Here is a 24,204-nt window from a genome sequence, read left to right as displayed (position 1 = left end):
CGGTGCTCCGCCAAGACAATCCCTTGCCGAGGCCGCATAATAGCGTTTTGCTTGTGCAGCACAAAAGGTATGATGAAAAATGATTGAGCTCGGCGTGAATATCGACCATGTCGCCACTTTGCGTCAGCAGCGCCTGACGTCTTATCCCGATCCGGTCGAGGCGGCGGTGCGTGCCGAAGAGGCAGGCGCCGATCTGATCACCTTGCATTTACGCGAAGATCGCCGCCATATTCAGGATGCCGATGTCTGGGCGATTCGCCCCAAGTTGCGTACACGGATGAATCTGGAGTGCGCCATTACCCCGGAAATGCTTGCAATAGCATGTAAAGTCCGGCCTGACGACGTTTGCCTGGTGCCGGAAAAGCGGGCTGAGCTCACGACCGAGGGCGGGCTCGATGTGTTGACGCATTTCGAGGCTACCCGGCAGGCGGTCAGCCAGTTACACGATGCCGGCATACGGGTGTCCCTGTTTATCGATCCGGAATCGGCGCAAATCGACGCTGCCGGGCGGGCAGGTGCCACTGTTATTGAACTGCATACGGGCGCCTATGCCGACGCTCACGATGCCGCTCAGGCCGCGCGGGAGTTCGATCGAATCAGCCTTGGTGTGACGCATGGCCTGAGTCTGGGCATGCGCGTCAATGCCGGCCATGGACTGCATTACGCCAATGCCCAGTTCGTGGCGGCCATTCCGGGAATGTCCGAGCTCAATATCGGTCATGCCATTGTGGCCCGCGCCGTTTTCGACGGCTGGGAAAAAGCCGTGCGCGACATGAAAGCCTTGTTGGTCACAGCCGGCCGGTCTTGATTTTTCTGGTTGGCCTTATGCCGGATTACGGCCGTTCGCACCGGATGCGGCCTGTTCGAATTTTGATAGTTTCACGCACAAGGATTATTCATGTCTGTTGCGCCCATTGATTATTTGCTGTCTCGCCGTTCCGTCAAGTTTGTGCAGGCTCCCGCACCCTCCGAAGATGAGCTGGCTCAAATTCTACAGGCAGGCATGTCCGCGCCTGACCATGGCCACTTGCAGCCGTGGCGCTTTGCACTGATACGCGGCGAATCGATTGGACGCCTGGCGGATCTGGCCCTGGGGGCAACGAAAGCGGCCGGCTTGCCTCTGACGGCTGAAAAAGAGGCCTCTACGCGCCGCTGGCTGGAAAAAGTGCCATTGCTGATCGCGGTGGCGTGCCGGATCGACCATGGCAATACCAGAATTCCCGAACGTGAGCGTATCCTGGCCACGGGCGCGGCCGTGACTCAAATGCTGAATGCCGCCCATATGCTGGGCTATGGGGCATACTGGAGCACCGGTTTAGGCACGTACATAGACGAAGTGAACGAGGCCCTGGGTTTTGATGGCCTGGATTATCGCTTCATGGGATATGTGGCCCTGGGCACGCCCATCCAGGCTGGCGCGGCGCCCCAGCGCGCCGACTATCGGCAATTCGTCGGGGAATGGACAGGCCTCTGAACTATCGGATTAAGGCCTTCCGGGGCCTCAGTGTTCCAGGCCGTCGAGAATAGGGCAGTCGGGCCTGTCGTTGCCATGGCAATGATCAGCCAGATTTTTGAGCGTTGCGGCCATTTCCTTGAGCATGGCCGCCTTCTGTTCAAGCTCGGCGATATGTTCGTTGGCGAGTTTCTTGACTTCGGCGCTCGCGCGCGATTTGTCGCGCCAGAGCGCCATCAGGACGGCAATCTGTTTCAGTGAAAATCCAAGATCGCGCGCGCGACGTATGAAGCGCAAGGCGTGCAGATCCTTTTCCCTATAGATGCGATAGCCCGCGTCGCTGCGCCGGCTGGCATCGAGCAAATCTATGCTTTCATAGTAGCGGATCATTTTCGCTGAAATTCCTGATTCAGCGGCCGCCTGTCCGATATTCATGATGGGTCCATGCCTTAACGCTGGTTGGTGAGTTGTCAGGCTAAAGCCTGACATTATAGTAATGTCAAGGTATAAATATGGCTTGAGCTTCCCATGATAGTAATGTTTATACTGATGCCATACTATCGTTAACCATCGGAAAAGTGTATGAAAATCGAATTCCTCGTGCCGGATATGACTTGCGGCCATTGTGTGAAAACCATAAACAATGCCGTGCGCAAGATTGCGCCGGATGCGCGGGTACTGTCCGTTGTTGAAACACATTGCGTTACTGTCGACGGTATTGATGATCCCGCTGCCATTGAGGCGGCGATTCGTGCCGAAGGCTACACACCGGCCAGACTTTGAATATATATTTAAACTATCGTTTTTTTAAATAAAATTAAATTTATTAATTTTCTGATTTTTCTTACACTGATTGCTTGGGGCCGGAAACTCCAGGCCTGCATCCCGGCCCGCTGGGCAGGCATAGTGGCCCAAGCCGGAGCATAATCAGCATGTCTCCTCGTGCAAGAGGAGAGGAGAGCATTGGCATGAGATACCTTAAAACAACAGTGGCCATTATTGGTACAGGCACGGCTGGCCTTGGCGCTTATCGCGCCGTCAAAGCGGCTGGTCTTGAGGCTTTGTTGATCGAGGGAGGCTTGTATGGAACCACGTGCGCCCGCGTGGGCTGCATGCCGTCCAAGCTCCTGATCGCCGCGGCCGAGGCGGCCCATTCTGCCGCGCATACGGCTCCGTTTGGCGTCCATGTCGATGGCCCGATTCGCATAAACGGGGTCGAGGTCATGGATCGCGTCAAACGCGAGCGGGACCGGTTTGTAGGGTTTGTGCTCGATAGCGTCGATGGCATACCCGATCACGACAAGGTTCGCGGCTATGCCCGGTTTTTGTCCGACACCATTCTGGAGATTGACGGACATACCCGGATCGAGGCGTCGCGAGTGGTGATCGCCACGGGTTCCACGCCTGTAGTCCCCGACGCCTACAGGCAACTTGGTGACCGCCTGATCGTCAACGACGATGTGTTTTATTGGAACGATCTGCCGCGGCGGGTGATGATTGTCGGCCCCGGCGTAATCGGCCTGGAATTGGGGCAGGCGCTGGCGCGGCTGGGCGTAGAGGTTCGTTTGCTTGGGCGCAGCGGCAGCCTGGGCGGCTTGAGCGACCCCGAAGTCAAGGCCAGCGCTTTGGCTGCCTTCCAGGCCGAGTTTCCTGTCATGCTCAATACCCGGATTCTGTCGACGGAACGCATCGGGGACGAGGTCGAGGTGAGTTATTTGAATGCGGACGGGCAAGAGTCTGTCGAACGCTTCGATTACCTCCTGATGGCTGCGGGCCGTCGGCCCAATTTCGATCATCTCGAACTTGAGAACACGACTCTGGCGTTGAATGAAAAGGGCGTGCCGACCTTCAATCGCCAAACTATGCAGGCGGGGGCTTCGACGATTTTCATAGCCGGGGATGCGAACGCCGAATTGTTGCTTTTGCACGAGGCTGCCGACGAGGGCCGTATTGCTGGCGAAAATGCGGCGCGTTACCCGAATGTGCAGGCAGGCTTGCGTCGCGCTCCGCTGGCTGTCGTGTTTTCGGACCCGCAAATAGCCCAGGTCGGCACGCATTTCAAAGATCTGCCGGATTCAGGCGCCGTAATCGGGGAGGTCGATTTTTCGGATCAAGGCCGTTCCCGGATCATGCTGAAGAACCGGGGTAAGCTGCGCGTTTATGCGGATCGGCGCAGTGGGCGCTTTCTGGGAGCGGAAATGGCTGGCCCTGGCATAGAGCATATTGCCCATCTGCTGTCCTGGGCCGTACAACAGCAACTGACCGTGCCCGCCATGCTCGAAATGCCGTTTTATCATCCGGTAGTCGAAGAAGGTTTGCGCACAGCCTTGCGGCAGGCGGCATCGCAGCTGGATACGGCGAGCCAGCCGTCACTCGCGGTGAAAAGCGCCTGAAGCGTAGGGGGGCGGACCCCACGTTTTATTTGTCGGTTTGTGCCAGCAGGGTCTGAAGGCTCTGGGTGACTGCCGCAACGGATTCGGTATCGGGTGCGAGCAGCCGGGCACGGCCGCGGTTATCGAAAATGTACACGCCTCGGCTGTGTGCAACCTGGTAATCGTTGCTGTCTTGGGTCGTGGGTTTTTCTATCTGGTATGAAACACGGTAGCGCCGGGCGATGTCGGCAATCTGTTTTTCTGTACCGGTCAGGCCGATTGCGTTTTTGTCGAAGGCGTCGACATAGGCCTGCAGCTTATCGGGAGTATCGCGATGAGGATCGACACTGACAAACAGAATCCGTACGTTCCTGGCCTTGTCGCCCAGGTTTTGCATGACCTGGGCCAGTTGCACCATTGTGGTGGGGCAGACGTCGGGGCAACTGGCATAGCCGAAAAACAGCAGGACGGTTTTTCCCTTGAAAGCGTCCTGCGTAATGGCTTTGTTGCCGGCCCCTTCCAGCGAAAAGCGCAGATCGGGCAGAAATCCGCGAATATTGTGGATGGTGTCGGCGGCGCGTGCCTGACCGGCGAAATCCAGCATTAGCGTCAAAGCCGCGTACCGCAGCAAGCGCCGGCGTGAGAAATTCATGATGTTGTGCTCGACTAAGGCTAAGTAATTATAGATCCGGAGGCGTCATGCCGCTGTGGCGCAGCAGGGCGTCCATATTCGGCGCTCGGCCGCGGAAAGCATTGAACGAATCGGCGGCAGGGCGTGATCCGCCCACAGCCAGTATTTCCTCGCGAAAACGCCGGCCGGTTTCGGCAACCAGAGTGTCGCGGGTTTGATCCTCGTCGACCCGGGCGGTTTCTTCGAAAGCGGCGTAGGCGTCGGCGGACAGGACTTCGGCCCATTTATAGCTGTAATAACCCGCACCATACCCGCCGGCGAACAAGTGTGAAAAATTATGCGGAAAGCGCTGCCAGGGAGGCGGAAACAGGACGGCTACTTCCTGGCGAACCTGATTGAGCACGTCCAGTACGGCCTGGGTGCCGAGGCCGGATTTCTGATGATGGATAATCATGTCGAAGAGCGCAAATTCGATTTGCCTGACAGTCTGCATGCCGCTTTGGAAATTTTTGGCCGCCAGCAGCTTGCCATATAGATCGCGCGGCAGGCTTGCACCGCTGTCGACATGCGCCGACAGAGCTTGAACCACCGACCATTCCCAGCAAAAATTCTCCATGAATTGAGAAGGTAGTTCGATCGCGTCCCATTCGACGCTGGCGAAAGCGGCGGCGGCCGGGTCGTCGACTTCGGAGAGCAGGGCATGCAGGGCATGTCCGCTTTCGTGGAACAGAGTAATGACATCGTCGTGCGTGAGCAGCGCCGGCTTACCGTTTTGTGGCGCTGAAAAATTGCAAGTCAGATAGGCAATGGGCGTTTGTATACGCTCGTCGGGCAGCCTGCGGCGATTACGCTCGCTATCGACCCAGGCGCCGCTTTGCTTGCCCGCGCGGGCATACAAATCGATAAATAAATGTCCCAGAAGCCGGCCTTCGGGGGTTTCGATTTGCAGGGCCCTGGCATTGGCATGCCAGGTTGCCGCACTGGACGCCCGGACCTGCACATTGAACAATTTTTCAATGACCTCGAACAGGCCTTTCAATACTTGAGGCTCGGTGAAATAAGGTTTGATTTCCTCTTCCGAGTACGCATAGCGTTCTTGCCGCAAACGTTCGGTGGCAAAAGGAACATCCCAGATTTCGAGCGGCTCCAGTCCCAGCCTGGCTTTGGCGAATTCCCGCAGCTCGGCCAAGTCGCGCACGGCATGAGGCTTGGCTTTGCGAGCCAGTTCGCGTAGAAAGTCCAGGACTTGCCCCGCGTTGTCGGCCATACGGGTTTGCAGGCGCAGATCGGCGAAGTCCTGATAGCCCAGAAGTTGGGCTTCTTCGGCGCGCAGGCGCAATAGCTGTTCGATAAGCCCGGAATTGTCCAGCTCCGCTTCGCCCTGTTCGGACGCCAGGGTGGCATAGGCCCGGTACATTGTGTTGCGCAACGCCCTGTCCTGTGCATATTGCATGACGGGCAAGTAGCAGGGCATTTTCAACGTGAGCTTCCAGCCTGGCAGCTTGTCGGCGGCAGCGGCCGTGTGCGCTGCCTGTTTGACGTCTTCCGGCAGGCCATGCAGGCGGGTTTCGTCCTCGATATGCAAGGACCATCGATCCGTGGCATCGAGTACATTTTCAGAAAATTTCTGCGAGGCCTGGGCTTCTTGCTCGGAGATCAGCGCATAGCGCTCGCGTTGCTCACCCTGCAGTTCGACGCCGCCCAGCCGGAAATCGCGCAGGGCCAGATCAATGATGCGGCGGCGTGCCGGCGTCATGGCCGCGTAGTGCGGACTGGCTTGAAGGCGTTGATATTGCGCATACAGGCCGGTGTGCAGGCCCAGCCAAGTTGAAAATTCGGTCACCTGCGGCAGGCACTGGTTGTAGGCTTCACGCAGTTCGGGAGTATCGACAACGGCGTTCAAATGACCGGCAATCGACCAGGCGCGCCAAAGCGGCTCGGAGGCATTTTCGACTGGCTCGACGATTTCATCCCAATTGGCTTCCAGCGCGGGGTCGGCGGCCTTGTCGACGGCAATCCGCGCAATGGCTATGAGTTCGCCAATCGCCTGCACGATATGCGCAGGCGTAATGGCCGCGTAATCAATGAGCGCATCGATCGGTACGATTAAGGGGTTTTGATTCATGTGCTGGGCAGGGTCCGCAAAAACTAATGGGGCAGGGAGCGTTCGGCGGCTTCCAGAGTGTTGACCAGCAGCATCGCTATGGTCATGGGGCCAACGCCGCCGGGTACAGGTGTAATGGCGGCAGCAACTTTACGCGCCGATTCGAATTCGACATCGCCGGTAAGCTTGCCGTCGGCCTTGCGGTTGATGCCCACGTCGATGACGATTGCGCCGGGTTTGACCATGTCGCCCTTGATCATCTCGGGCTTGCCGGTTGCCACGACCAGCACGTCGGCACGGCGGGTCTGGGCGCCAAGGTCGCGCGTCTTGGAGTTGCATAGCGTGACAGTCGCGCCTGCCGCCAGCAGGAGCATGGCCATGGGTTTGCCCACGATATTGCTGGCGCCGACAATTACGGCCTCGGCTCCGCGCAGGACTACCTGCTCGGACTCCAGCATTTTCATGATTCCATAGGGTGTGCAGGGGCGAAACAGCGGCCGGCCCGTCATGAGCAGGCCGGCATTGCTGATGTGAAAGCCGTCGACATCTTTGGCGGCCGAGATCGTCTCGATGACTTTGCTCGAGTTCATGTGCCCGGGCAGCGGCAGTTGTACCAGTATGCCGTGTATGGCTGGATCGTCGTTGAGTTCACGCACGACATCGAGCAGGGAGTCTTCGCTGATATCGGACGGCAGACGAATGACCTTCGAATGCAGGCCCGATTTTTCGCATGCTGCGGCTTTGTTGCGGACATACACCTGCGAAGCGGGGTCTTCGCCAACCAGGACTACAGCCAGGCCGGGCACGACGCCTTGGCTTTTCAGGCTTTCCACACGTTGTGCAACTTCGGCCTTGATGGCATCGGACAGCGCCTTGCCGTCAATGAGTCGAGCGCTCATGCTGTGCCTTCCGCTTTGGTCAGGGCTATTTTCATCAGATCTGCTACGGTGGTGACCTCGAGTTTTTCCATGATATTTGCCCGATGGGCTTCTACTGTTTTAATGCTGATATTCAGGTCGCCCGCGATTTGCTTGTTCAGGCGGCCTGCCACGATGCGTTCCAGCACTTGTTGCTCGCGCGCGGTCAGCCGGCTTAATACGGCCTGATGAGTTTTCTGCGCCTGCACCTGCGTTACGCGCTCGCTGGCCTGTTGCAGCATATTGGCGACGATCGTGCGCAGGTCGGTTTCGTTGAAGGGTTTTTCCAGAAAATCGACAGCGCCTTTTTTCATCGTCGAGACCGCCATCGGCACGTCGCCGTGGCCGGTGATGAACACGATGGGCAAAGGCGCCTGCCGCGCCAGCAGTTCTTCCTGCAGCTCCAGCCCGCTCATGCCCGGCATGCGCACATCGGCGATCAGTACGCCAACCTGTTCAGGGTCGTAGGCGTTCAAGAACTCTTCGGCGCCGCCGAAGCTCCTGACCCGGTAGCCGTTGGCTTCGAGCAGCCAGCGCAAGGAATCGCGTACCGCTTCGTCATCATCCACAATAAAAATGGTACTGGGTGCTTGGGGTGTACTCATACGTGCAGCTCCTGGGAGGTCTCGGTCTTGTCAGATGCTTGTGGCGTCGCGCAAGGCAGGGTAAAGCGAAAAATCGTTCCACCATCGGGGTTGGCGCTGGCCCAAAGACGGCCGTGATGCGATTCGATAATGGTGCGGCAGATATTAAGCCCCATGCCGAGGCCTTCGGACTTGGTGCTGTAGAACGGTTCGAACAGCCTTTCCGGATCGCGCAGGCCATGCCCGCGATCGACTACCGAAATTTCGACCAGGGGGTGTTGGTCGGTGACGACAACGTGCAACACCCGGTAGTCGCTTTTTTCCATTGCCTCGATGCCGTTCTTGAGCAGATTCAATAATACTTGCTCGATAAGAATGGGGTCGGCCATGACTTCGGGCAATAGTTGCGGCAAGTGTCTTTCGATGTCGACCTGGCGCTTGCGGGCGTCGATGTCGGCAAAGCCAATGGCGTTATCGAGAATCTGGGTTACCGCCACTCGCTGGCGGCGGGGCTCGCTGCGTTTGACGAATTCGCGGATGCGGCTGATGATCTTGCCGGCGCGTTCAGCCTGGTTGGCTGCCTTTTCAAGCGCGGTCAGAAGGATTTCGGGCTGTATGTTGCCCGCCTTGATCATGGCCACCGCGCCCATGCTGTAGTTGGAAATGGCCGTTAGCGGCTGATTGAGTTCATGCGCCAGGGACGAGGCCATTTCGCCCATGGTCGTCAGGCGGCTGGTCAGTTGAATCTTTTCCTGCTGTACGCGCGAGGCTTCCTCGTGAGTGCGGCGTTCGGTAATGTCGCGGGCAACTTGCAGGCGTACCCGTCGGCCGTCGGTCCAGGCGAGTATCCGGTGATGCACTTCAAACCAGCGTTGGGCCGATTCCGAGAAAACTTCGACGGTTTCATCGGTAAAACGGCCCAGACGGCCGCCCAGCAACTCGCCGTGGCCGTTCGATTGCGCGCCGAAAAAGCGGCGGTAGGTACGATTGGCGAAAAGAAGCTCCAGGCCGTCCGGGGTATCGGCTACAACCGAGATGGCGTCATCCAGGCCTTCGAGCACCGTCATGAAGCGTTCGTGCGCGGCGGTAAGCGCCTCGCGTATGCGTTTGGGCTCGGTGATGTCGGTCATGGACGTCATCCAGCCTATTTGTTCGCCGTTGGGGTCCCGCAAAGGAGAAACATACATGCGCGCGGTGAAGCGCGACCCATCCCGGCGCTGGGCTTCGACCTCGAGGCCGCTGCTGGGCGTGCGGCCCGACAGCAGGATATCCAGGGTTTCCTGGTGCTGTGTGTGGCGACCCGGCAACCAGTACGGGAATGGGGTTGTGCGGCCGATGAGGTCGGCCTCGTTCCAGCCTATCATGCGGCAGAATGCCGGATTGACGTACGCAATGCGGCCATGCATGTCAAAAACGCGCATGCCGGTCGACATGGAATTTTCCATGGCGCGGCGAAAGCCTGTTTCGGCGATCAGCGCCGATTCGGCCCGGGTTCGGTAGCGCGTATAGCGCCACAAGGCCAGCAGGCTCAGCACGATGACGCAGGATAGGGCGATAACGACCATGATGAGTCGTTGCTGGCGTGTTTCCTGGTCGATCGTCACGAACATGACGCTATCGTTATGGAGGCGCTGCAGCCAGATGAAGACCCCCATTACGCATAAATACAAGACCAGGACGACAACCGGCGTCAGCCAGTAGAAGCCGCGCCGGTTATTTTTCGCCTGTTCGTAGAACGTCGTCGGGATGAGGGATTTTTTAGAGGGGCTCGCCATAGCTTAGTGTGGATTGCATGACGCATTTTAGACTGTTACGCGCTCTTTTAAATTTCATATTATAAAAACTCATACCGTAAAGTGAAATTTTTCTTGATCAACCTTTGAGTCTTTCCTAGAATGATTACATCCCGCTGTTTTATGTGATCGGCAGTCGAACCAGGACAGCCCAGTCGCATTACGGCAAGTTTGGGGTATAACGTCAAACAACGGTATGGTTGTTGTTCGTGTTCGATTCACTACTTAAAAAAACAGGAGACACCTGATGTCCTCTTCTGATCAAGTCCATGCAATTGCCGATGCTTCGGGTGACGAAGCGCTCGAAACACAAGAATGGCTCGAGGCGCTTGAAGCCGTACTGGACCGGGAAGGACCTGAACGGGCTCATTTCCTGCTCGAACGTCTTATCGACCTGGCCCGCCGCTCTGGAGTGCATATTCCGTTTTCGGCCAACACCGCCTACGTCAATACTATACCGCCGGGGCTCGAGCCCCCGCATCCCGGCAATCTGATTCTTGAAGAACGCATTCGTTCGTATGTGCGCTGGAACGCCATGGCGATGGTCGTCAAGGCCAACAAGCATCACCCGGCCGATGGCGGCGACCTGGGCGGCCATATTGCCTCGTTCGCTTCTTTGGCTACCATGATAGGCTGCGGCCAAAACCATTTCTGGCACGCCGAAAGCGAAGGCCATGGCGGCGATCTGGTTTATTTCCAGGGTCACTCCTCGCCCGGCATGTACGGTCGCGCCTATCTAGAAGGCCGTCTTAGCGACGATCAGCTCGACCATTTCCGCCAGGAAGTGGGCGGCAAAGGCCTGCCTTCATACCCGCATCCCAAGCTGATGCCCGAGTTCTGGCAATTTCCCACGGTTTCCATGGGGCTGGGGCCGCTGATGGCCATTTATCAGGCGCGTTTTCTCAAGTACCTGCACGCGCGCGGCATTGCCGACACCAGCAAGCGCAAGGTCTGGGTATTTTGCGGCGATGGCGAGATGGACGAACCCGAATCCCTGGGTGCAATCAGCCTGGCTTCCCGCGAAAAGCTCGATAACCTCATTTTCGTCATCAATTGCAATTTGCAACGCCTCGACGGCCCGGTGCGCGGCAACGGAAAAATCATTCAGGAACTCGAGGGCGATTTTCGCGGTAGCGGCTGGAATGTTATCAAGCTGATTTGGGGTGGCTACTGGGATCCGCTTCTGGCGCGCGATAAAGAAGGTATTTTACGGCGCATCATGCAAGAGAGCGTCGATGGCGAATATCAGGCTTATAAGGCAAACGACGGGGCGTTCGTGCGCGAATTCTTCTTCGGCAAACATCCCAAGCTGCTTGAAATGGTCAGCCGCATGAGCGACGACGATATTTGGCGCCTGAATCGCGGCGGACATGATCCGCACAAGGTGTATGCCGCATTTGCCGCGGCTAATGATCACGTCGGCCAGCCCACCGTCATCCTGGCCAAAACCATCAAAGGCTACGGCCTGGGCCATGTTGGGCAAGCCAAGAACCCGACCCACCAGCAGAAGAAGCTGGATATAGACTCCGTACGCGAATTCCGCGACCGTTTCAATATCCCCGTGCCCGACGACAAGCTCGAAGAAATTCCATATTTCAAGCCGGCGGAAGATTCCCCCGAAATGAAGTATCTGCATGCTCGTCGCAATGCGCTGGGGGGCTATCTGCCACACCGGCGCACCAAGGCCGACGAGCATCTGCATGCGCCGAAGCTCGAGGCATTCAAAGCGGTGCTCGAGCCCACGGTCGAGGGGCGGGAAATTTCCACGACTCAGGCATTTGTGCGGGTTCTCAATCAAATCCTGCGCGATAAAGAACTGGCTCCGCGCGTCGTGCCCATCCTGGCCGACGAATCCCGTACTTTCGGTATGGAAGGCCTGTTCCGCCAGATCGGCATTTATGCGCCGGAAGGTCAGAAATACACGCCGGTCGACAAAGACCAGGTGATGTACTACCGCGAAACGGCCGACGGCCAATTGCTGCAGGAAGGTATCAACGAAGCGGGCGCGTTCAGCTCGTGGATCGCGGCGGCGACGTCGTATTCCACCAACAACCGCATCATGATTCCGTTTTACATCTACTACTCGATGTTCGGCTTCCAGCGCGTCGGCGATCTGGCCTGGGCGGCCGGCGACATGCAGGCACGCGGCTTCTTGCTGGGCGGTACGGCCGGCCGTACTACCCTGAACGGCGAGGGCTTGCAGCACGAGGATGGGCACAGCCATATTCAATCGGCGCTGATTCCCAATTGCGTGTCCTACGATCCGACTTTCGGGCACGAGCTGGCTGTGATTATTCAAGACGGTTTGCGGCGCATGGTCGAAAATCAGGAGAACGTGTATTACTACATCACGGTCATGAACGAAAACTACCCCCAGCCCGGTTTGACCGCCGGCGACGAAGAGGGAATTATTCGCGGCATGTACAAATTCAAGTCGGTGGGCAAGGGCGCGCAGCGAGTCCAGCTCATGGGTTCGGGCACCATTTTGCGCGAAGTGCTGGCCGCACAGGAACTGCTGCAGAACGACTGGGGCGTGGGTTCGGATCTCTGGAGCGTCACGAGCTTTACCGAGCTGCGCCGCGATGGCCTTGACTGCGAACGCCATCAGATGCTCAATCCCGAAGATAAAGATGCTCCTGTCGCCTATGTGACCCGGCAATTGCAGGACAGCGTCGGCCCCATCGTGGTGTCCACTGATTACGTCAAGGCATACGGCGATCAGATTCGCCCCTTCGTTCCCAAAGGCCGCAGCTTCAGGGTCCTGGGTACCGATGGCTTCGGCCGATCCGATTTCCGCAACAAATTGCGCGAGCACTTTGAAATCGATCGCCACTTTGTTGTGCTGGCGGCGTTGCGAGCCTTGGCCGATGAGGGAACCGTGCCGCTCAAGAAGGTGTCTGAAGCGATTAAAAAATATGGCATTGATGTCAATAAAGCCAATCCGCATCACGCCTGAGGGGGAGATAAACATGAGTAACGTCATAGAAGTCAAGGTACCGGACATAGGCGACTTCAGCGAGGTTGAGATTATCGAATTGCTGATAGCCGCCGGTGATTCGATCAACGCGGAGCAGAGCCTGATTACCGTCGAATCCGACAAGGCGTCGATGGAAATTCCTTCGCCAGCCGCTGGCGTCGTCAAGTCGCTCAAGGTCAAGGTGGGCGATAAAGTCAAGGAAGGCTCGGTCATACTTGAGCTTGAAGCCGCTCAGGCCGAAGCCTCGGCCAAACCGGAGGCGGCCGCGGCGCCTGCTCCCGCCCCACAAGCCGCGCCGCTTGCCGCATCACCAGCTCCTGCAAAGGCGCCGGCTTCAGCTCCGGCTCCGGCGGCAACGCCTGGCGCGGCACTGGCATCGGTGCCGGTTGAGCGCCATTCACCCACGGCGTCCTACGCGGATGCCGACGTGCCTTCGCGCAATCTGCCGCATGCCTCGCCGTCGGTACGCAAGTTCGCACGCGAACTCGGCGTCAATCTTCAATCGGTGAGCGGAACGGGCGACAAGCACCGGATCACCCAGGACGACGTGCGGCAATACGTCAAGCAGGCCTTGAGCAGCGGGGCGGGTTCCTCGGCCGCGGCCGGTGTGGGCGGACTCAGCGTTCTGGGCTGGCCTAAAGTCGACTTTGCCAAGTTTGGCCCCATCGAGGCCAAGCCTCTTTCGCGCATCAAGAAAATATCCGGTGCCAATCTGCATCGAAACTGGGTAATGATTCCCCATGTCACCAACAACGATGTGGCCGATATTACCGATCTCGAGGCTTTGCGCCTTACCCTGAACAAGGAAAACCAAAAAGCGGGTATTAAGGTGACTATGCTCGCGTTCCTGATCAAGGCCGTTGTGGCGGCGCTCAAGAAATTCCCCGAGTTCAACGCTTCGCTCGATGGCGACGATCTGATTCTGAAGCAGTACTACCACATCGGTTTTGCCGCAGATACGCCCAATGGCCTGGTCGTGCCGGTTATACGCGATGCCGACCGCAAGGGGATTGTCGAGCTGGCCACTGAAACGTCCGAATTGGCCAAGCAAGCCCGCGATGGCAAGCTGTCGCCGGCCCAGATGCAGGGCGGCTGCTTCTCGATCTCCTCGCTTGGCGGTATTGGCGGTACCTCGTTCACGCCCATCATCAATGCGCCCGAAGTGGCAATACTGGGTGTTTCGCGCTCGTCTCATGCTCCGGTGTGGGATGGCGCCGCATTTCAGCCGCGCCTGTTGCTTCCACTATCCCTATCGTATGACCATCGCGTCATCGATGGTGCTTTGGCGGCACGTTTCAACGCTTATCTGGCTGGCCTGCTGGCCGATTTCCGTCGCATTGCGCTCTAGGAGGGCATTATGAGTACACAGACTCTTTTGGTGCCCGACATAGGCGATTTTGCCGAAGTCGAGGTAATCGAGGTTTTGGTTGCCTCGGGCGACACGATCAAAGCCGAGCAAAGCCTGATTACCGTCGAATCCGACAAGGCTTCAATGGAAATTCCTGCCTCGCACGGCGGTGTCGTGCAAACGATTCTTGTCAAAGTCGGCGACAAGGTGGCCAAGGGTTCGCCCATGCTGGAAATCGAGCCTGCCGCGGCGGCCGACACGCCCAAGCCCGCGCCGCAAGGTCCTGGCCCCGAGGCGGCTGCAGTCAAAGCGCCCGTGGCGGCGCCGGCCGTAGCGGAAGTTCCGGCCGCGGCGAGCTATTCCGGGACGATCGACGCCGAGTGCGACGTATTGGTCCTGGGCGCCGGCCCAGGCGGTTATTCGGCCGCATTCAGGGCCGCCGATCTGGGTCTGAGCGTCGTGCTGGTCGAGCGCTACGAGACACTGGGCGGCGTCTGCCTGAATGTAGGCTGCATTCCTTCCAAGGCCTTGCTGCACACCGCGGCCGTTGCCGAAGAGGCCCAGGCGCTGGCTTCTCATGGCGTTTCATTCGGCGCGCCGGCGTTCGACCTGGACAAGCTTCGCAGCTACAAGGATGGCGTGGTGGGCAAGCTGACAGGCGGCCTGGCCGGCATGGCCAAGGCGCGCAAAGTCAAGGTGCTGACCGGGCTTGGCCAGTTTGCCGATCCTCATCATGTCACGGTGCAGGCCAGCAATGGCGCCACGCAAACCGTGCAGTTCAAGTCGGCCATCATCGCCGCCGGCAGCCAGTCGGTGAAGCTGCCTTTCATGCCCAATGATGACCGTGTCGTCGACTCGACAGGGGCGTTGCAGCTGGCAGGCATTCCCAAAAAAATGCTGATTGTCGGCGGTGGCATCATTGGCCTTGAAATGGGTACGGTATATTCGGCGCTCGGAACCAGGCTCGATGTGGTCGAAATGCTGGGCGGCCTGATGCAAGGCGCTGACCGCGATCTGGTCAAGGTTTGGGAAAAAATGAACGCCAGGCGTTTCGACCATGTCATGCTCAACACCAAGACGGTCGGGGCCGAAGCCAAAGACGATGGCATCTGGGTCAGTTTCGAGGGCGAGAATGCGCCCAAAGAGCCGCAACGCTACGATCTGGTGCTGCAGGCCGTGGGGCGTGCTCCCAACGGCAACAAGCTATCGGCCGACAAGGCGGGAGTGGCCGTCGGCGATCGGGGCTTCATTCAAGTCGACAAGCAAATGCGCACCAACGTTGCGCACATTTACGCGATAGGCGATATCGTCGGGCAGCCCATGCTGGCGCACAAGGCCGTGCATGAGGCCCATGTCGCCGCCGAAGTCATTGCCGGGCAAAAAAGCTATTTCGATGCCCGGGTCATTCCTTCCGTGGCGTATACCGATCCCGAAGTTGCCTGGGTGGGCTTGACCGAGGAAGAGGCGAAAAAAGAAGGTATTGCCATTGAAAAGGGCCTGTTCCCCTGGGCAGCCTCGGGCCGTGCCATTGCCAATGGACGCGACGAAGGATTTACCAAGCTGCTGTTCAGTGCGGAGACGCACCGCATCGTCGGAGGAGGCATTGTGGGCACCCATGCCGGCGATTTGATCGGCGAGATTGCCCTGGCGATCGAAATGGGCGCCGACGCGGTCGATATCGGCAAAACCATACACCCTCATCCGACCCTGGGCGAATCCATAGGCATGGCTGCCGAAGTAGCCGAAGGCAGTTGCACCGACTTGCCTCCGGTGCGCCGCAAGTAAACTGTATATAGTCGTTCATGTCTTGACGGTGGGCGCAGCTTTGGCCCACCGTTGTTTTTTATAAAGCACTTATCATCATGTCTCTTGTTACACCCGGCAGTGCGGCATCCTTATCGGAGTGGCTTGCGTATCTGGAGTCCTTGCACAGAAGGCCGATCGAACTCGGACTTGAGCGAATCCGTGTGGTTGCAGAAAAGCTCGCGCTGAAGTATCCGTTCGTAACGATAACGGTGGGGGGCACCAATGGCAAAGGGTCTACATGCGCCATGCTGGAAGCCATTTTGCTGGCTGCGGGGTATCGCGTTGGCCTGTATACGTCGCCGCATCTGATCAAGTTCAACGAACGCATACGTGTCAATGGCGAAAATGCCAGCGATGCGGCGATCATCGAGCAACTGGTCCGCATCGAGGCCGCGCGCGGCGAAGTGTCGTTGAGCTATTTCGAGTACACCACGCTGGCCGCTTTGCTGATGTTCGAACAGAACAGGCTCGATGCCGTTGTTCTCGAAGTCGGCCTGGGAGGCCGGCTTGATGCCGTCAATCTGGTGGATGCCGACTGTTCCATCGTGACAAGCGTCGATATCGATCACACTGAATGGCTGGGTGACACGCGCGAAAAAATCGGCTATGAAAAGGCCCATATCTATCGTTCCGGACGTCCGGCCATTTGCGCCGATCCGGTTCCGCCGCAAAGCCTGATCGATTATGCCAGCCAAATTGGTGCGGATCTGCGTCTCTTCGGTAAGGACTTCAATTATTCGGGCGACCGCCAGCAATGGGCTTATGGTGGCCGCTCCCAGCGCCGCAGTGGCCTGGCTTATCCCGCCTTGCGCGGCGCAAACCAGTTATTGAACGCCGCCGCGGCGCTGGCCGCTCTTGAAACGCTGCGCGATAAGCTCGTGGTGCCGCAACAGGCTGTGCGTTTGGGCCTGTCGCAAGCCTCGCTGCCGGGCCGCTTGCAGATCCTGCCGGGACAACCGACCATAGTGCTGGATGTTGCCCATAATCCCCATGCGGCGGCGGCACTGGCGCAGAATCTTGACGGCATGGCGTTTTATCCCTACACGCACGCGGTGGTCGGCATGCTGAACGACAAGGATATCAAGGGCGTGCTGGCCAAACTCGTTTCGCGAGTGGACCATTGGTATTGCGCCACTATCGAGGGGCCCAGGGGTACCAGTGGCGAGCAATTGGCCGACATGGTGCGCGAGGTCTTGCCGCCACCAGGTAAAGAGCCCGTAACTGTATCAAATTTTGTAAATCCGGTTCAAGCATTTACCGAAGCGCGAAAACAGGCGGCCCAGGGTGATAGAATTCTCGTGTTCGGCTCTTTTTCTACTGTTGGTCCGGTATTGAAGGAACTCGGGCGCTAGGTTAATTAATGTTTTCAGGGCAGGCGGTATGCAGCTTGCCAATAAAGGTTGTCGCCCATGGGATTGTTTTCTCGTAACGAGTCTGCCTCCAGTTCTGGCCGTTCCGCATCGCGTTCCTCATCTTCCAGCGAAGCTCAGGCCAAGGAACTTCGCGGTCGCGCGCGGCGCCGCCTGATCGGAGCTTTGGCGCTGGTACTGGCCGCCATCATTATCGTGCCGATGCTGCTCGATACCTCACCGTCACCCAATCAGGCCAATACGCCTGCCGTCGTACCTGCTATTGTTCCCCCGGCCGCCACGACCGAACCGCAATCCGCGCCGGCTGCTCCTGGTTCCGAGTCTGGCTCCACGACCGGTGGCGCGGTTACCGATGCACCTGTACCTCCTGCAGCTACGCCGGGCACCGAAGCCGACGCCACAACGAACGCTGCGCCCGAAGCGGCGGCTCCTGTCGAGCAGGCCAAGCCCGTGGCCAAGATTGAGCCCAAGCCAGAAGCCAAACCCAAGCCCGCCGAAAAGAAAACTGAATCCAGGCACGAATCCAAGCCAAAGGTGGAGCGTACCGATGATGGCGCCGTGGCCATTGCGCTGCTTGAAGGCCGTTCGCCCGGCAAAACGGCGCCGGCTCCTGCGGCGCATGGCAATTATGTCCTGCAGATCGCCGCTTATACCACCGATAAAGACGCCCAGAATCGCCGTGAACGTCTGGCGTCGTCGGGTGTCACCAATGCCTATGTCGAATCGGGCACATCAGGGGGCAAATCGACGTACCGTCTGCGAGTCGGCCCATTTCCCACTCGAGAGGCCGCGCAGGCCGCCCAGGCCCGCTTGCGTGCCCTGGGCTATGATAACGGTTTCATTTCCACTAAGTGACCAGCTTCGATTACATCGTGCTGGCCATCCTTGGTGTGTCGGCATTTCTTGGGCTTCTCCGGGGGCTCATGAAAGAGGTACTCTCGCTGATCGCTTATCTGGTGGCCTTTATTGCGGCCATATGGTGGGGGCCCAGGGTATCCGTCTGGTTGACCCCTTATCTCGAGAATGGGCTATTACGCACCGCCGCCGCTTATGCGGCGGTATTCATTGTGATGCTCTTACTGATTGGCCTCGTAAACGTAACTCTCGGGACCTTGATTAAAAAAACCGGCCTGACACCGGCCGATCACGGCCTGGGGGCCTTGTTTGGCTTGGTGCGCGGACTTTTGATCATACTGATTCTGGTATCCGCGGCGGGTTATACCGAGTTGCCCAAGGAGCCGTGGTGGCGGGACGCTCAATTGTCGGGTACAGCGGTTCGCGGGGTTCAGGAAATCAAATTGTTGCTGCCCCCGTCTTTGGCATCGTGGTTGCCGTATTAATTGATTTGACAGGAATTTAAAATGTGTGGAATTGTTGGGGTTTCAGGTCAGGGCCCTGTTAATCAGTTGATATACGACAGCCTGCTGCTGCTGCAGCACCGAGGACAGGACGCTGCCGGAATAGCGACCTCATCCGATCATTTTTTTAATATGTACAAGGCCCATGGCCTGGTGCGCGATGTGTTCCGTACTCGCAATATGCGTTCTCTGCCGGGGTCGAGCGGCCTGGGGCAGGTGCGCTATCCCACGGCAGGTTCCAGCGATAGCGTCGACGAGGCTCAGCCTTTTTACGTGAATGCGCCATTTGGCATTACCTTCGTGCACAATGGCAATCTGACCAACTGGCGCGAGTTGCGCGAAGAACTGTTCAGGATCGACCGCAGGCATATCAATACCAATTCCGATTCGGAAGTCCTGCTGAATGTTTTCGCCCACGAGCTGCAATTGGCGGCCAACGGGGTATCGCTTGACGAAAACGCCATTTTTTCGGCTGTTTCATCGGTGCATCGGCGCGCCAAGGGCGCTTATGCGGTCATCGCGCAAATTGCGAATTACGGCATGGTGGCTTTTCGTGATCCGTTCGGAATACGTCCCCTGTGTCTGGGCTCGCTGGAAACCGATGAGGGCACCGAGTGGATGGTAGCGTCCGAGTCCGTGGCGCTGGCCGGCTGCGGCTTCACGCTTGTGCGCGATGTGGCTCCCGGCGAAGCGGTCTGGATCGATCTGGACGGCAAGCTTACCAGTCGCCAGTGCGCAATTGATCCCGTGCATACCCCATGCGTGTTCGAGTACGTATATTTTGCGCGGCCCGACTCCTTGATGAACGGCGTGTCGGTTTACGATGCCCGCCTGAACATGGGGGAATACCTGGCCGACAATGTTGCCAAGACCTTGCGCCTGGGTGAAATAGATGTAGTCATGCCCATCCCGGATTCTTCGCGGCCCTCGGCCATGCAGCTTGCCGCGCGGCTCAATTTGAATTATCGCGAAGGATTCATCAAGAACCGCTATGTCGGCCGTACCTTCATCATGCCAGGCCAGGCGGTCCGCAAGAAATCCGTACGCCAGAAGCTCAATGCCATCGATATGGAGTTCAAGGGCAAAAATGTTCTGCTGGTCGATGATTCCATCGTGCGCGGCACCACCAGCCGCGAAATCGTCGACATGGCCCGCGCGGCCGGCGCCAACAAGGTCTTTTTCGCCTCGGCGGCTCCCCCCGTGCGGTTCCCCAATGTCTACGGCATCGACATGCCCACGCAGACGGAGCTGATTGCCACGGGCCGTGACACGGATCAGATCTCGCGCGAGATTGGTTCCGATGCGCTGGTCTACCAGGAATTGGGCGATCTGGAAAAATCGATACGCAACTTGAATCCGGGCCTTAGCCAGTTCGAGTCATCATGCTTTAACGGCCAGTATGTCACCGGCGATATCGACGCGGCTTACCTCGAACGCCTGAGCCAGACGCGCGGAGCAGCATCGCGGGAGCGCTCCGGTGGCAGCCTTGCGGCTGACGGCGACGATGCGGACGACGCCTGAATTGTGTTTGTAGGTACCCCCACAGGGCGGTACCTACGAAAACGTACTGTGCTCTTTCGCAGGAATGGAATCAACGACGCCGGATCAGCGCAATCAGGCTCAGGGCGCCGAGCAGGCAAAACAGACCCAGACTCCATATGGCGTATTCGACGCCGAGAATTTTGACCCTGGCATCCATGCAGGAGGCGAAAATGCCGAAGAGCCAAGGCACATGGGCATCCAGCCCGGTCTGGACCATGAATTTATCGGCAAACGTCTGGTCGCACGAAAACATTTTTGCCGCAACGCTGTATTGGTACCAGGCCGCCATCACGCCACCTATGCTGAGCAAGACGCCGATCAGGGATGCAATACGCGGCAGAATCCGGACACGCTCGAGTAAAAGCCCCAGCCAGCAAAAAATGGCGATCGACAGGTAGATCAGGCGCTGCAATACGCACCATGCGCAGGGCCGCATATTGAACAGATGCTGCGATATCAGGGCAAGAGCGACTGCGGCGATGCATAGCAGGGCGGTGATGTGCAAAAGCTTGCGATTTGTGTTGGTCATAGTATGGGCAGGGTTTGGCAAGAGGTTGGCGGGTGAATAATCATCATACCGGTCAGGGCTGCGATGAGTGTGGCCCGTTTGGACAGCGCATCGTGCTAATGGTTCGCCGCGGTCATGGCGGCCGCTTCGCGCAGCAGGTTCAGCAGCAACTCGTGTGCGCCGTCCCAGACGATTTGCACGCCCAGGCAGAGCAGTATGAATGCGGACAGGCGCATGAGCACAGCGGTTCCGCTCGACCCTAGTTTATGCAGGAACTGAGCGGCAAATCTCAGGCAGAAGTACACGATAAGCGAAGCGACGAGTATGGCGGGAATGGATCCGGCCAGCTTCGACAGGCTCTCGGAGGTGCTTTCTGTGTGCAAGGTGGCGCCTACCGTGATGGCGGCCGCCAGAGATCCGGGCCCGCAAATCATGGGGAAAGTTAGTGGGTAGAACGCCTTGGAGCGGATTTGCTCGCTGGAATAAGCCTCGGCCATATTTTGTGCATGTTCGGCGTCTGGCGTCGAGGCGCCGACCAGTTGCCAGGCGCTGGCGATGACCAGCAGTCCTCCGCCGACCCGGACGATGGGTAAAGAAATGCCAAAAAAATCCAGCACGATATTGCCGGCGATCATGGCAACGACCAGCATGACGCAAATATTGACGGATACACGCTGCGCCAGTTGCGTGCGCGTCGTGGCGCTGGCGCCTTCAGTCAGGCTGAGGAACAATGGGGCAACGGCCGGCGGGTTGAGTATGGGCAGCAGCGTGGCCAGTGCAAACAGGAAGCTGCGCCCGAAGTTGGCGATAAAGTCATTAAGAGTCATGAGAAATATTTTGCGCTGTAAAAGTGGCTCACGAGTCCGTCTCGTCAAGTTTGGTCAATAGACTGCGTTCGAACTGCAGTTGACGGCGAGGATGGCCAAGCACATCGCCTTCGATGATGAAAATGTCTTCTACACGATCGCCCAAGGTCATGACCTTGGCCATTTTGACGCTGACCGCATGAGTGGCGAAGACCTGTGCCAGGCCGTAGAGCAGCCCTGGCCTGTCGGCCGCGCTAATCGACAGGCGCCACGAAATGCCGCTTTCGTCGGGTTGCAATTCGATATTGGGCACGATGGGAAATACCCGGGAGCGTCGCGAGCCGGCGCGCCGCTGGATACTATAGCTTGGCCTGGGTGCATTGCTTCGACTGAGCTTTTCGGCCAGCTCATGTTCAATCAGCGCGGCCTGCGAACGGAAGTCCTTTTCATGGCTGGGCAAAAGCACGATAAAGCTGTCAAGCGCCCAACCGTGGCGGGTCGTATGAATGCGTGCTTCCTGGACGCTCAGGGCGCGATGGTCGAAGTAGTGGCAGAGGGTCACGAACAACTCGCTGACGTCGCGGGTATACACCATGATCTGCAGCCCTTCGTTTTGGCCGATGACTCTGGCCTTGACGACAGGTTCGACGGAATTTACGCGATAGTACAGATGGCGCGTATGCCAGGCAATTTCCGAGGCTTCATGACGCAGAAAATAGGCGACGTCGAGTTGTTCCCAGAAGGCGTCGCGGCTTTCGTCGCGTAAACCCATCAGGCGAATTTCAGCGGCGGCGGCCTCTTTGCGCTGCGCCAGTATGGTGCGGGTATCGGGCTGCGAACCTCCCAGGGCCAGCAGGGTCAGGCGGTAGAGGTCTTCGAGCAGCTTGCCCTTCCATGAATTCCAGACCTTTGGACTGGTGCCGCGTATATCCGCTACGGTAAGCAGATACAGGGTGGTGAGCTGGCGCTCATTTTCCACGCAGCGGGCAAATTCGTGCACTACACCGGGGTCGCTAAGATCGCGTTTCTGCGCAAAATTCGACATGGTCAGGTGTTCGCGCACCAAAAATTCCACCAATTGCGTGTCGGCATTGTCAAGGCCGTGTTCATGGCAAAAGCGGCGGGCATCCAGGGCGCCCAGTTCGGAATGATGGCCTCCGCGCCCTTTGGCGATGTCGTGAAACAATGCCGCTATGTACAGTAGCCAATGCCGATCGACTCCAGCCATCAATTGGCTGGCCAGGGGGTATTCCTGGGCATGCTCCGGCATGGTGAAACGCCGCAAATTGCGTATGACCATGAGGATATGCTGGTCGACCGTATAGGCGTGGAATAAATCGTGCTGCATTTGTCCGACGATTTTCCGGAATATCGGAAGATAACGCGGCAGGATATTAAGCATGGTCATGCGCCTCAGCGCATGCACGATACCTCGAGGCTGCTGCAGTATTTGTATGAACAGGCGCCGATTGACGGGATTGCGGCGAAATTGCGCATCGATGCGGCGTCGGGCGTGCCACATGGCACGGAGAGTTCGCGCCGACAGCCCCAGCAGTTCGGGAAGCTCCTGCATCACCAGAAAGGCCCGGAGCAACAGGGTCGGGTTGCGCGCGAATCCGTCTTCCCGGCGGATTTCAAGGCGATTCTGGACCATGCAGAAGTCGTCATCGATGACGCGCACCGGTGCGTCGGGTTGAGGAAAAAGCCGCTCCTCGAAAATCTGCATCAGGATGGTGTTCAACTGATTGACCGATCGGGCGGCCCAGTAATAACGCTGCATCAGGATTTCGCTGGGCCGACGGTTCTTCATGGCCTGAAAACCGTACACGGCAGCCAGAGCAGGCTGCAGGTCGAACAGCACTCGGTCTTCACGCCGCCCTGTGAGCAGGTGCAGCTCGATGCGCAGGCGTTTGAATGCCAGATCGGCGCGGCGCAAGGAACGGTATTCGGTCGGAGTCAATAGCTGTGCCCGCGCTATTTCACGCCAGGTATGCCCCAGTCCGGCCGCCTGGGCCAGCCACAAGATAACCTGCAGATCCCGCAATCCGCCCGGGGCTTCCTTGCAGTTGGGCTCGAGCGCGTAGGGGGTGTCTTGATGCCGCGCGTGACGTTGCTGCATTTCGGCCCGCTTGGCCTGGAAAAAAGTCTGCACATCAAGCTGATCGTGCATGGCATGCCTGAGCGCATGCAATAAATCCTTGCTGCCGGCCAGCCAGCGAGCTTCCATAAGCGAGGTTTCGACAGTAATGTCGTTGGCCGCTTCGCGTTGGCAATCGGCAATGGTGCGTACGCTATGCCCCAGGTCCAGTCCCAGATCCCACAAGGCCGCAACCAACGCTTCCAGTTGGGCGGTATCGGTATCGGAAGGGGGCGCCGTCAGGAGAATGAGGACATCGATGTCGGAGTGCGGATAAAGTTCGCCTCTTCCATAGCCGCCCACCGCGGCCAGCGTGGCGTGGGCGGGCAGCGGATAGAGTTTGATCAATTCGCGCAAGGCCTGATCAGTGACCCGCCGCAGGGCCGTCAGCAGTGTTTCGGGACGCAGATGTTCGCGAAATTGCCCGATGGCTTCCTGACGCCGCTGATTCAAGCTGTCGCGCAAGGAAATCAGGGGGCTTGCGCTCATGGTCCGTAT

General features: G+C 58.2%; 20 protein-coding genes. 11 read left to right on the top strand and 9 right to left on the bottom strand.

Annotated features, from left to right (window positions below; all coding sequences use genetic code 11):
• Positions 1 to 79: 79 nt before the first annotated feature.
• Positions 80 to 808 (top strand): pyridoxine 5'-phosphate synthase, encoded by a 729-nt coding sequence (locus LSG25_RS03135; RefSeq protein ID WP_232743265.1) that lies wholly within the window; start codon positions 80 to 82, stop codon positions 806 to 808.
• 90 nt (positions 809 to 898) lie between these two features.
• Entirely contained in the window at positions 899 to 1,474 is a 576-nt protein-coding gene (locus LSG25_RS03130) for a nitroreductase (RefSeq protein ID WP_232743264.1), read from the top strand.
• Positions 1,475 to 1,501: 27 nt separating this feature from the next.
• On the opposite strand, the gene cueR is transcribed toward LSG25_RS03130, so the two are convergent.
• On the bottom strand, positions 1,502 to 1,888 hold the full coding sequence (cueR, locus tag LSG25_RS03125) for a Cu(I)-responsive transcriptional regulator (protein ID WP_232743263.1): 387 nt from the start codon (positions 1,886 to 1,888) through the stop codon (positions 1,502 to 1,504).
• 147 nt (positions 1,889 to 2,035) lie between these two features.
• On the opposite strand from cueR, the gene LSG25_RS03120 reads away from it, so the two are divergent.
• Together LSG25_RS03120 and LSG25_RS03115 are read left to right on the top strand one after the other, a co-directional pair.
• Positions 2,036 to 2,236 carry a heavy-metal-associated domain-containing protein gene (locus LSG25_RS03120; protein WP_232743262.1) on the top strand — a complete coding sequence of 67 codons (201 nt, stop codon included), beginning with the start codon at positions 2,036 to 2,038 and terminating at the stop codon, positions 2,234 to 2,236.
• A gap of 185 nt (positions 2,237 to 2,421) precedes the next feature.
• Positions 2,422 to 3,846 carry a dihydrolipoyl dehydrogenase gene (locus LSG25_RS03115; RefSeq protein WP_232743261.1) on the top strand — a complete coding sequence of 475 codons (1,425 nt, stop codon included), beginning with the start codon at positions 2,422 to 2,424 and terminating at the stop codon, positions 3,844 to 3,846.
• A 25-nt stretch (positions 3,847 to 3,871) separates the two neighbouring features.
• Here the strand turns inward: LSG25_RS03115 and LSG25_RS03110 are convergent, their stop codons facing one another.
• From LSG25_RS03110 to LSG25_RS03090, 5 genes are read right to left on the bottom strand one after another with little or no spacing between them, the layout of a single operon-like run.
• Positions 3,872 to 4,477, bottom strand: coding sequence for an SCO family protein (locus tag LSG25_RS03110; protein WP_370635940.1), 606 nt, complete (start codon positions 4,475 to 4,477; stop codon positions 3,872 to 3,874).
• Positions 4,478 to 4,505: 28 nt separating this feature from the next.
• A complete protein-coding gene (locus LSG25_RS03105) occupies positions 4,506 to 6,581 on the bottom strand; it encodes a M3 family metallopeptidase (RefSeq protein WP_232743260.1) in 2,076 nt (691 codons plus the stop codon).
• A gap of 23 nt (positions 6,582 to 6,604) precedes the next feature.
• Positions 6,605 to 7,459, bottom strand: a complete 855-nt coding sequence (gene folD, locus LSG25_RS03100; protein ID WP_232743259.1) for a bifunctional methylenetetrahydrofolate dehydrogenase/methenyltetrahydrofolate cyclohydrolase FolD — start codon at positions 7,457 to 7,459, stop codon at positions 6,605 to 6,607.
• On the bottom strand, positions 7,456 to 8,082 hold the full coding sequence (locus LSG25_RS03095) for a response regulator transcription factor (RefSeq protein ID WP_232743258.1): 627 nt from the start codon (positions 8,080 to 8,082) through the stop codon (positions 7,456 to 7,458). Before LSG25_RS03095 ends, folD begins: the two co-directional genes overlap by 4 nt.
• The gene (locus tag LSG25_RS03090) at positions 8,079 to 9,836 is read right to left on the bottom strand and encodes a PAS domain-containing sensor histidine kinase (protein WP_232743257.1); all 1,758 of its coding nucleotides are present in this window, start codon (positions 9,834 to 9,836) and stop codon (positions 8,079 to 8,081) included. The genes LSG25_RS03095 and LSG25_RS03090 overlap by 4 nt, the downstream gene beginning before the upstream one ends.
• Before the next feature lie 265 nt (positions 9,837 to 10,101).
• Between LSG25_RS03090 and aceE the strand changes: the two genes are divergently transcribed.
• The 7 genes from aceE to purF all read left to right on the top strand — a co-directional run bounded on the left by aceE (position 10,102) and on the right by purF (position 20,234).
• A complete protein-coding gene (gene aceE, locus LSG25_RS03085) occupies positions 10,102 to 12,810 on the top strand; it encodes a pyruvate dehydrogenase (acetyl-transferring), homodimeric type (protein ID WP_232743256.1) in 2,709 nt (902 codons plus the stop codon).
• Between the two features lie 13 nt (positions 12,811 to 12,823).
• Positions 12,824 to 14,179, top strand: a complete 1,356-nt coding sequence (gene aceF / locus LSG25_RS03080; protein WP_232743255.1) for a dihydrolipoyllysine-residue acetyltransferase — start codon at positions 12,824 to 12,826, stop codon at positions 14,177 to 14,179.
• Between the two features lie 9 nt (positions 14,180 to 14,188).
• Entirely contained in the window at positions 14,189 to 15,964 is a 1,776-nt protein-coding gene (lpdA, locus tag LSG25_RS03075; protein WP_232743254.1) for a dihydrolipoyl dehydrogenase, read from the top strand.
• 77 nt (positions 15,965 to 16,041) lie between these two features.
• Positions 16,042 to 17,337 (top strand): bifunctional tetrahydrofolate synthase/dihydrofolate synthase, encoded by a 1,296-nt coding sequence (folC, locus tag LSG25_RS03070; protein ID WP_232743253.1) that lies wholly within the window; start codon positions 16,042 to 16,044, stop codon positions 17,335 to 17,337.
• A gap of 57 nt (positions 17,338 to 17,394) precedes the next feature.
• Positions 17,395 to 18,210: an SPOR domain-containing protein gene (locus tag LSG25_RS03065; RefSeq protein WP_232743252.1), complete on the top strand. Its 816-nt coding sequence runs from the start codon at positions 17,395 to 17,397 to the stop codon at positions 18,208 to 18,210.
• The gene (locus LSG25_RS03060; protein WP_232743251.1) at positions 18,207 to 18,695 is read left to right on the top strand and encodes a CvpA family protein; all 489 of its coding nucleotides are present in this window, start codon (positions 18,207 to 18,209) and stop codon (positions 18,693 to 18,695) included. The genes LSG25_RS03065 and LSG25_RS03060 overlap by 4 nt, the downstream gene beginning before the upstream one ends.
• A 21-nt stretch (positions 18,696 to 18,716) precedes the next feature.
• Entirely contained in the window at positions 18,717 to 20,234 is a 1,518-nt protein-coding gene (gene purF / locus LSG25_RS03055) for an amidophosphoribosyltransferase (RefSeq protein ID WP_232743250.1), read from the top strand.
• Positions 20,235 to 20,304: 70 nt separating this feature from the next.
• Here purF and LSG25_RS03050 read toward each other — a convergent pair whose 3' ends face one another.
• The 3 genes from LSG25_RS03050 to LSG25_RS03040 all read right to left on the bottom strand — a co-directional run bounded on the left by LSG25_RS03050 (position 20,305) and on the right by LSG25_RS03040 (position 24,195).
• Positions 20,305 to 20,784 carry a disulfide bond formation protein B gene (locus tag LSG25_RS03050; protein ID WP_232743249.1) on the bottom strand — a complete coding sequence of 160 codons (480 nt, stop codon included), beginning with the start codon at positions 20,782 to 20,784 and terminating at the stop codon, positions 20,305 to 20,307.
• Between the two features lie 95 nt (positions 20,785 to 20,879).
• On the bottom strand, positions 20,880 to 21,590 hold the full coding sequence (locus tag LSG25_RS03045) for a MarC family protein (protein ID WP_232743248.1): 711 nt from the start codon (positions 21,588 to 21,590) through the stop codon (positions 20,880 to 20,882).
• 28 nt (positions 21,591 to 21,618) lie between these two features.
• Positions 21,619 to 24,195: a [protein-PII] uridylyltransferase gene (locus LSG25_RS03040; RefSeq protein WP_232743247.1), complete on the bottom strand. Its 2,577-nt coding sequence runs from the start codon at positions 24,193 to 24,195 to the stop codon at positions 21,619 to 21,621.
• Between the last annotated feature and the right edge of the window lie 9 nt (positions 24,196 to 24,204).

Origin of the sequence: Paralcaligenes sp. KSB-10 (assembly GCF_021266465.1) — a bacterium.
Classification (GTDB): Bacteria; Pseudomonadota; Gammaproteobacteria; order Burkholderiales; family Burkholderiaceae_B.
The sequence above is the reverse complement of the archived record's forward strand: the minus strand, read 5'-3'. Positions and strand labels throughout refer to the sequence as shown.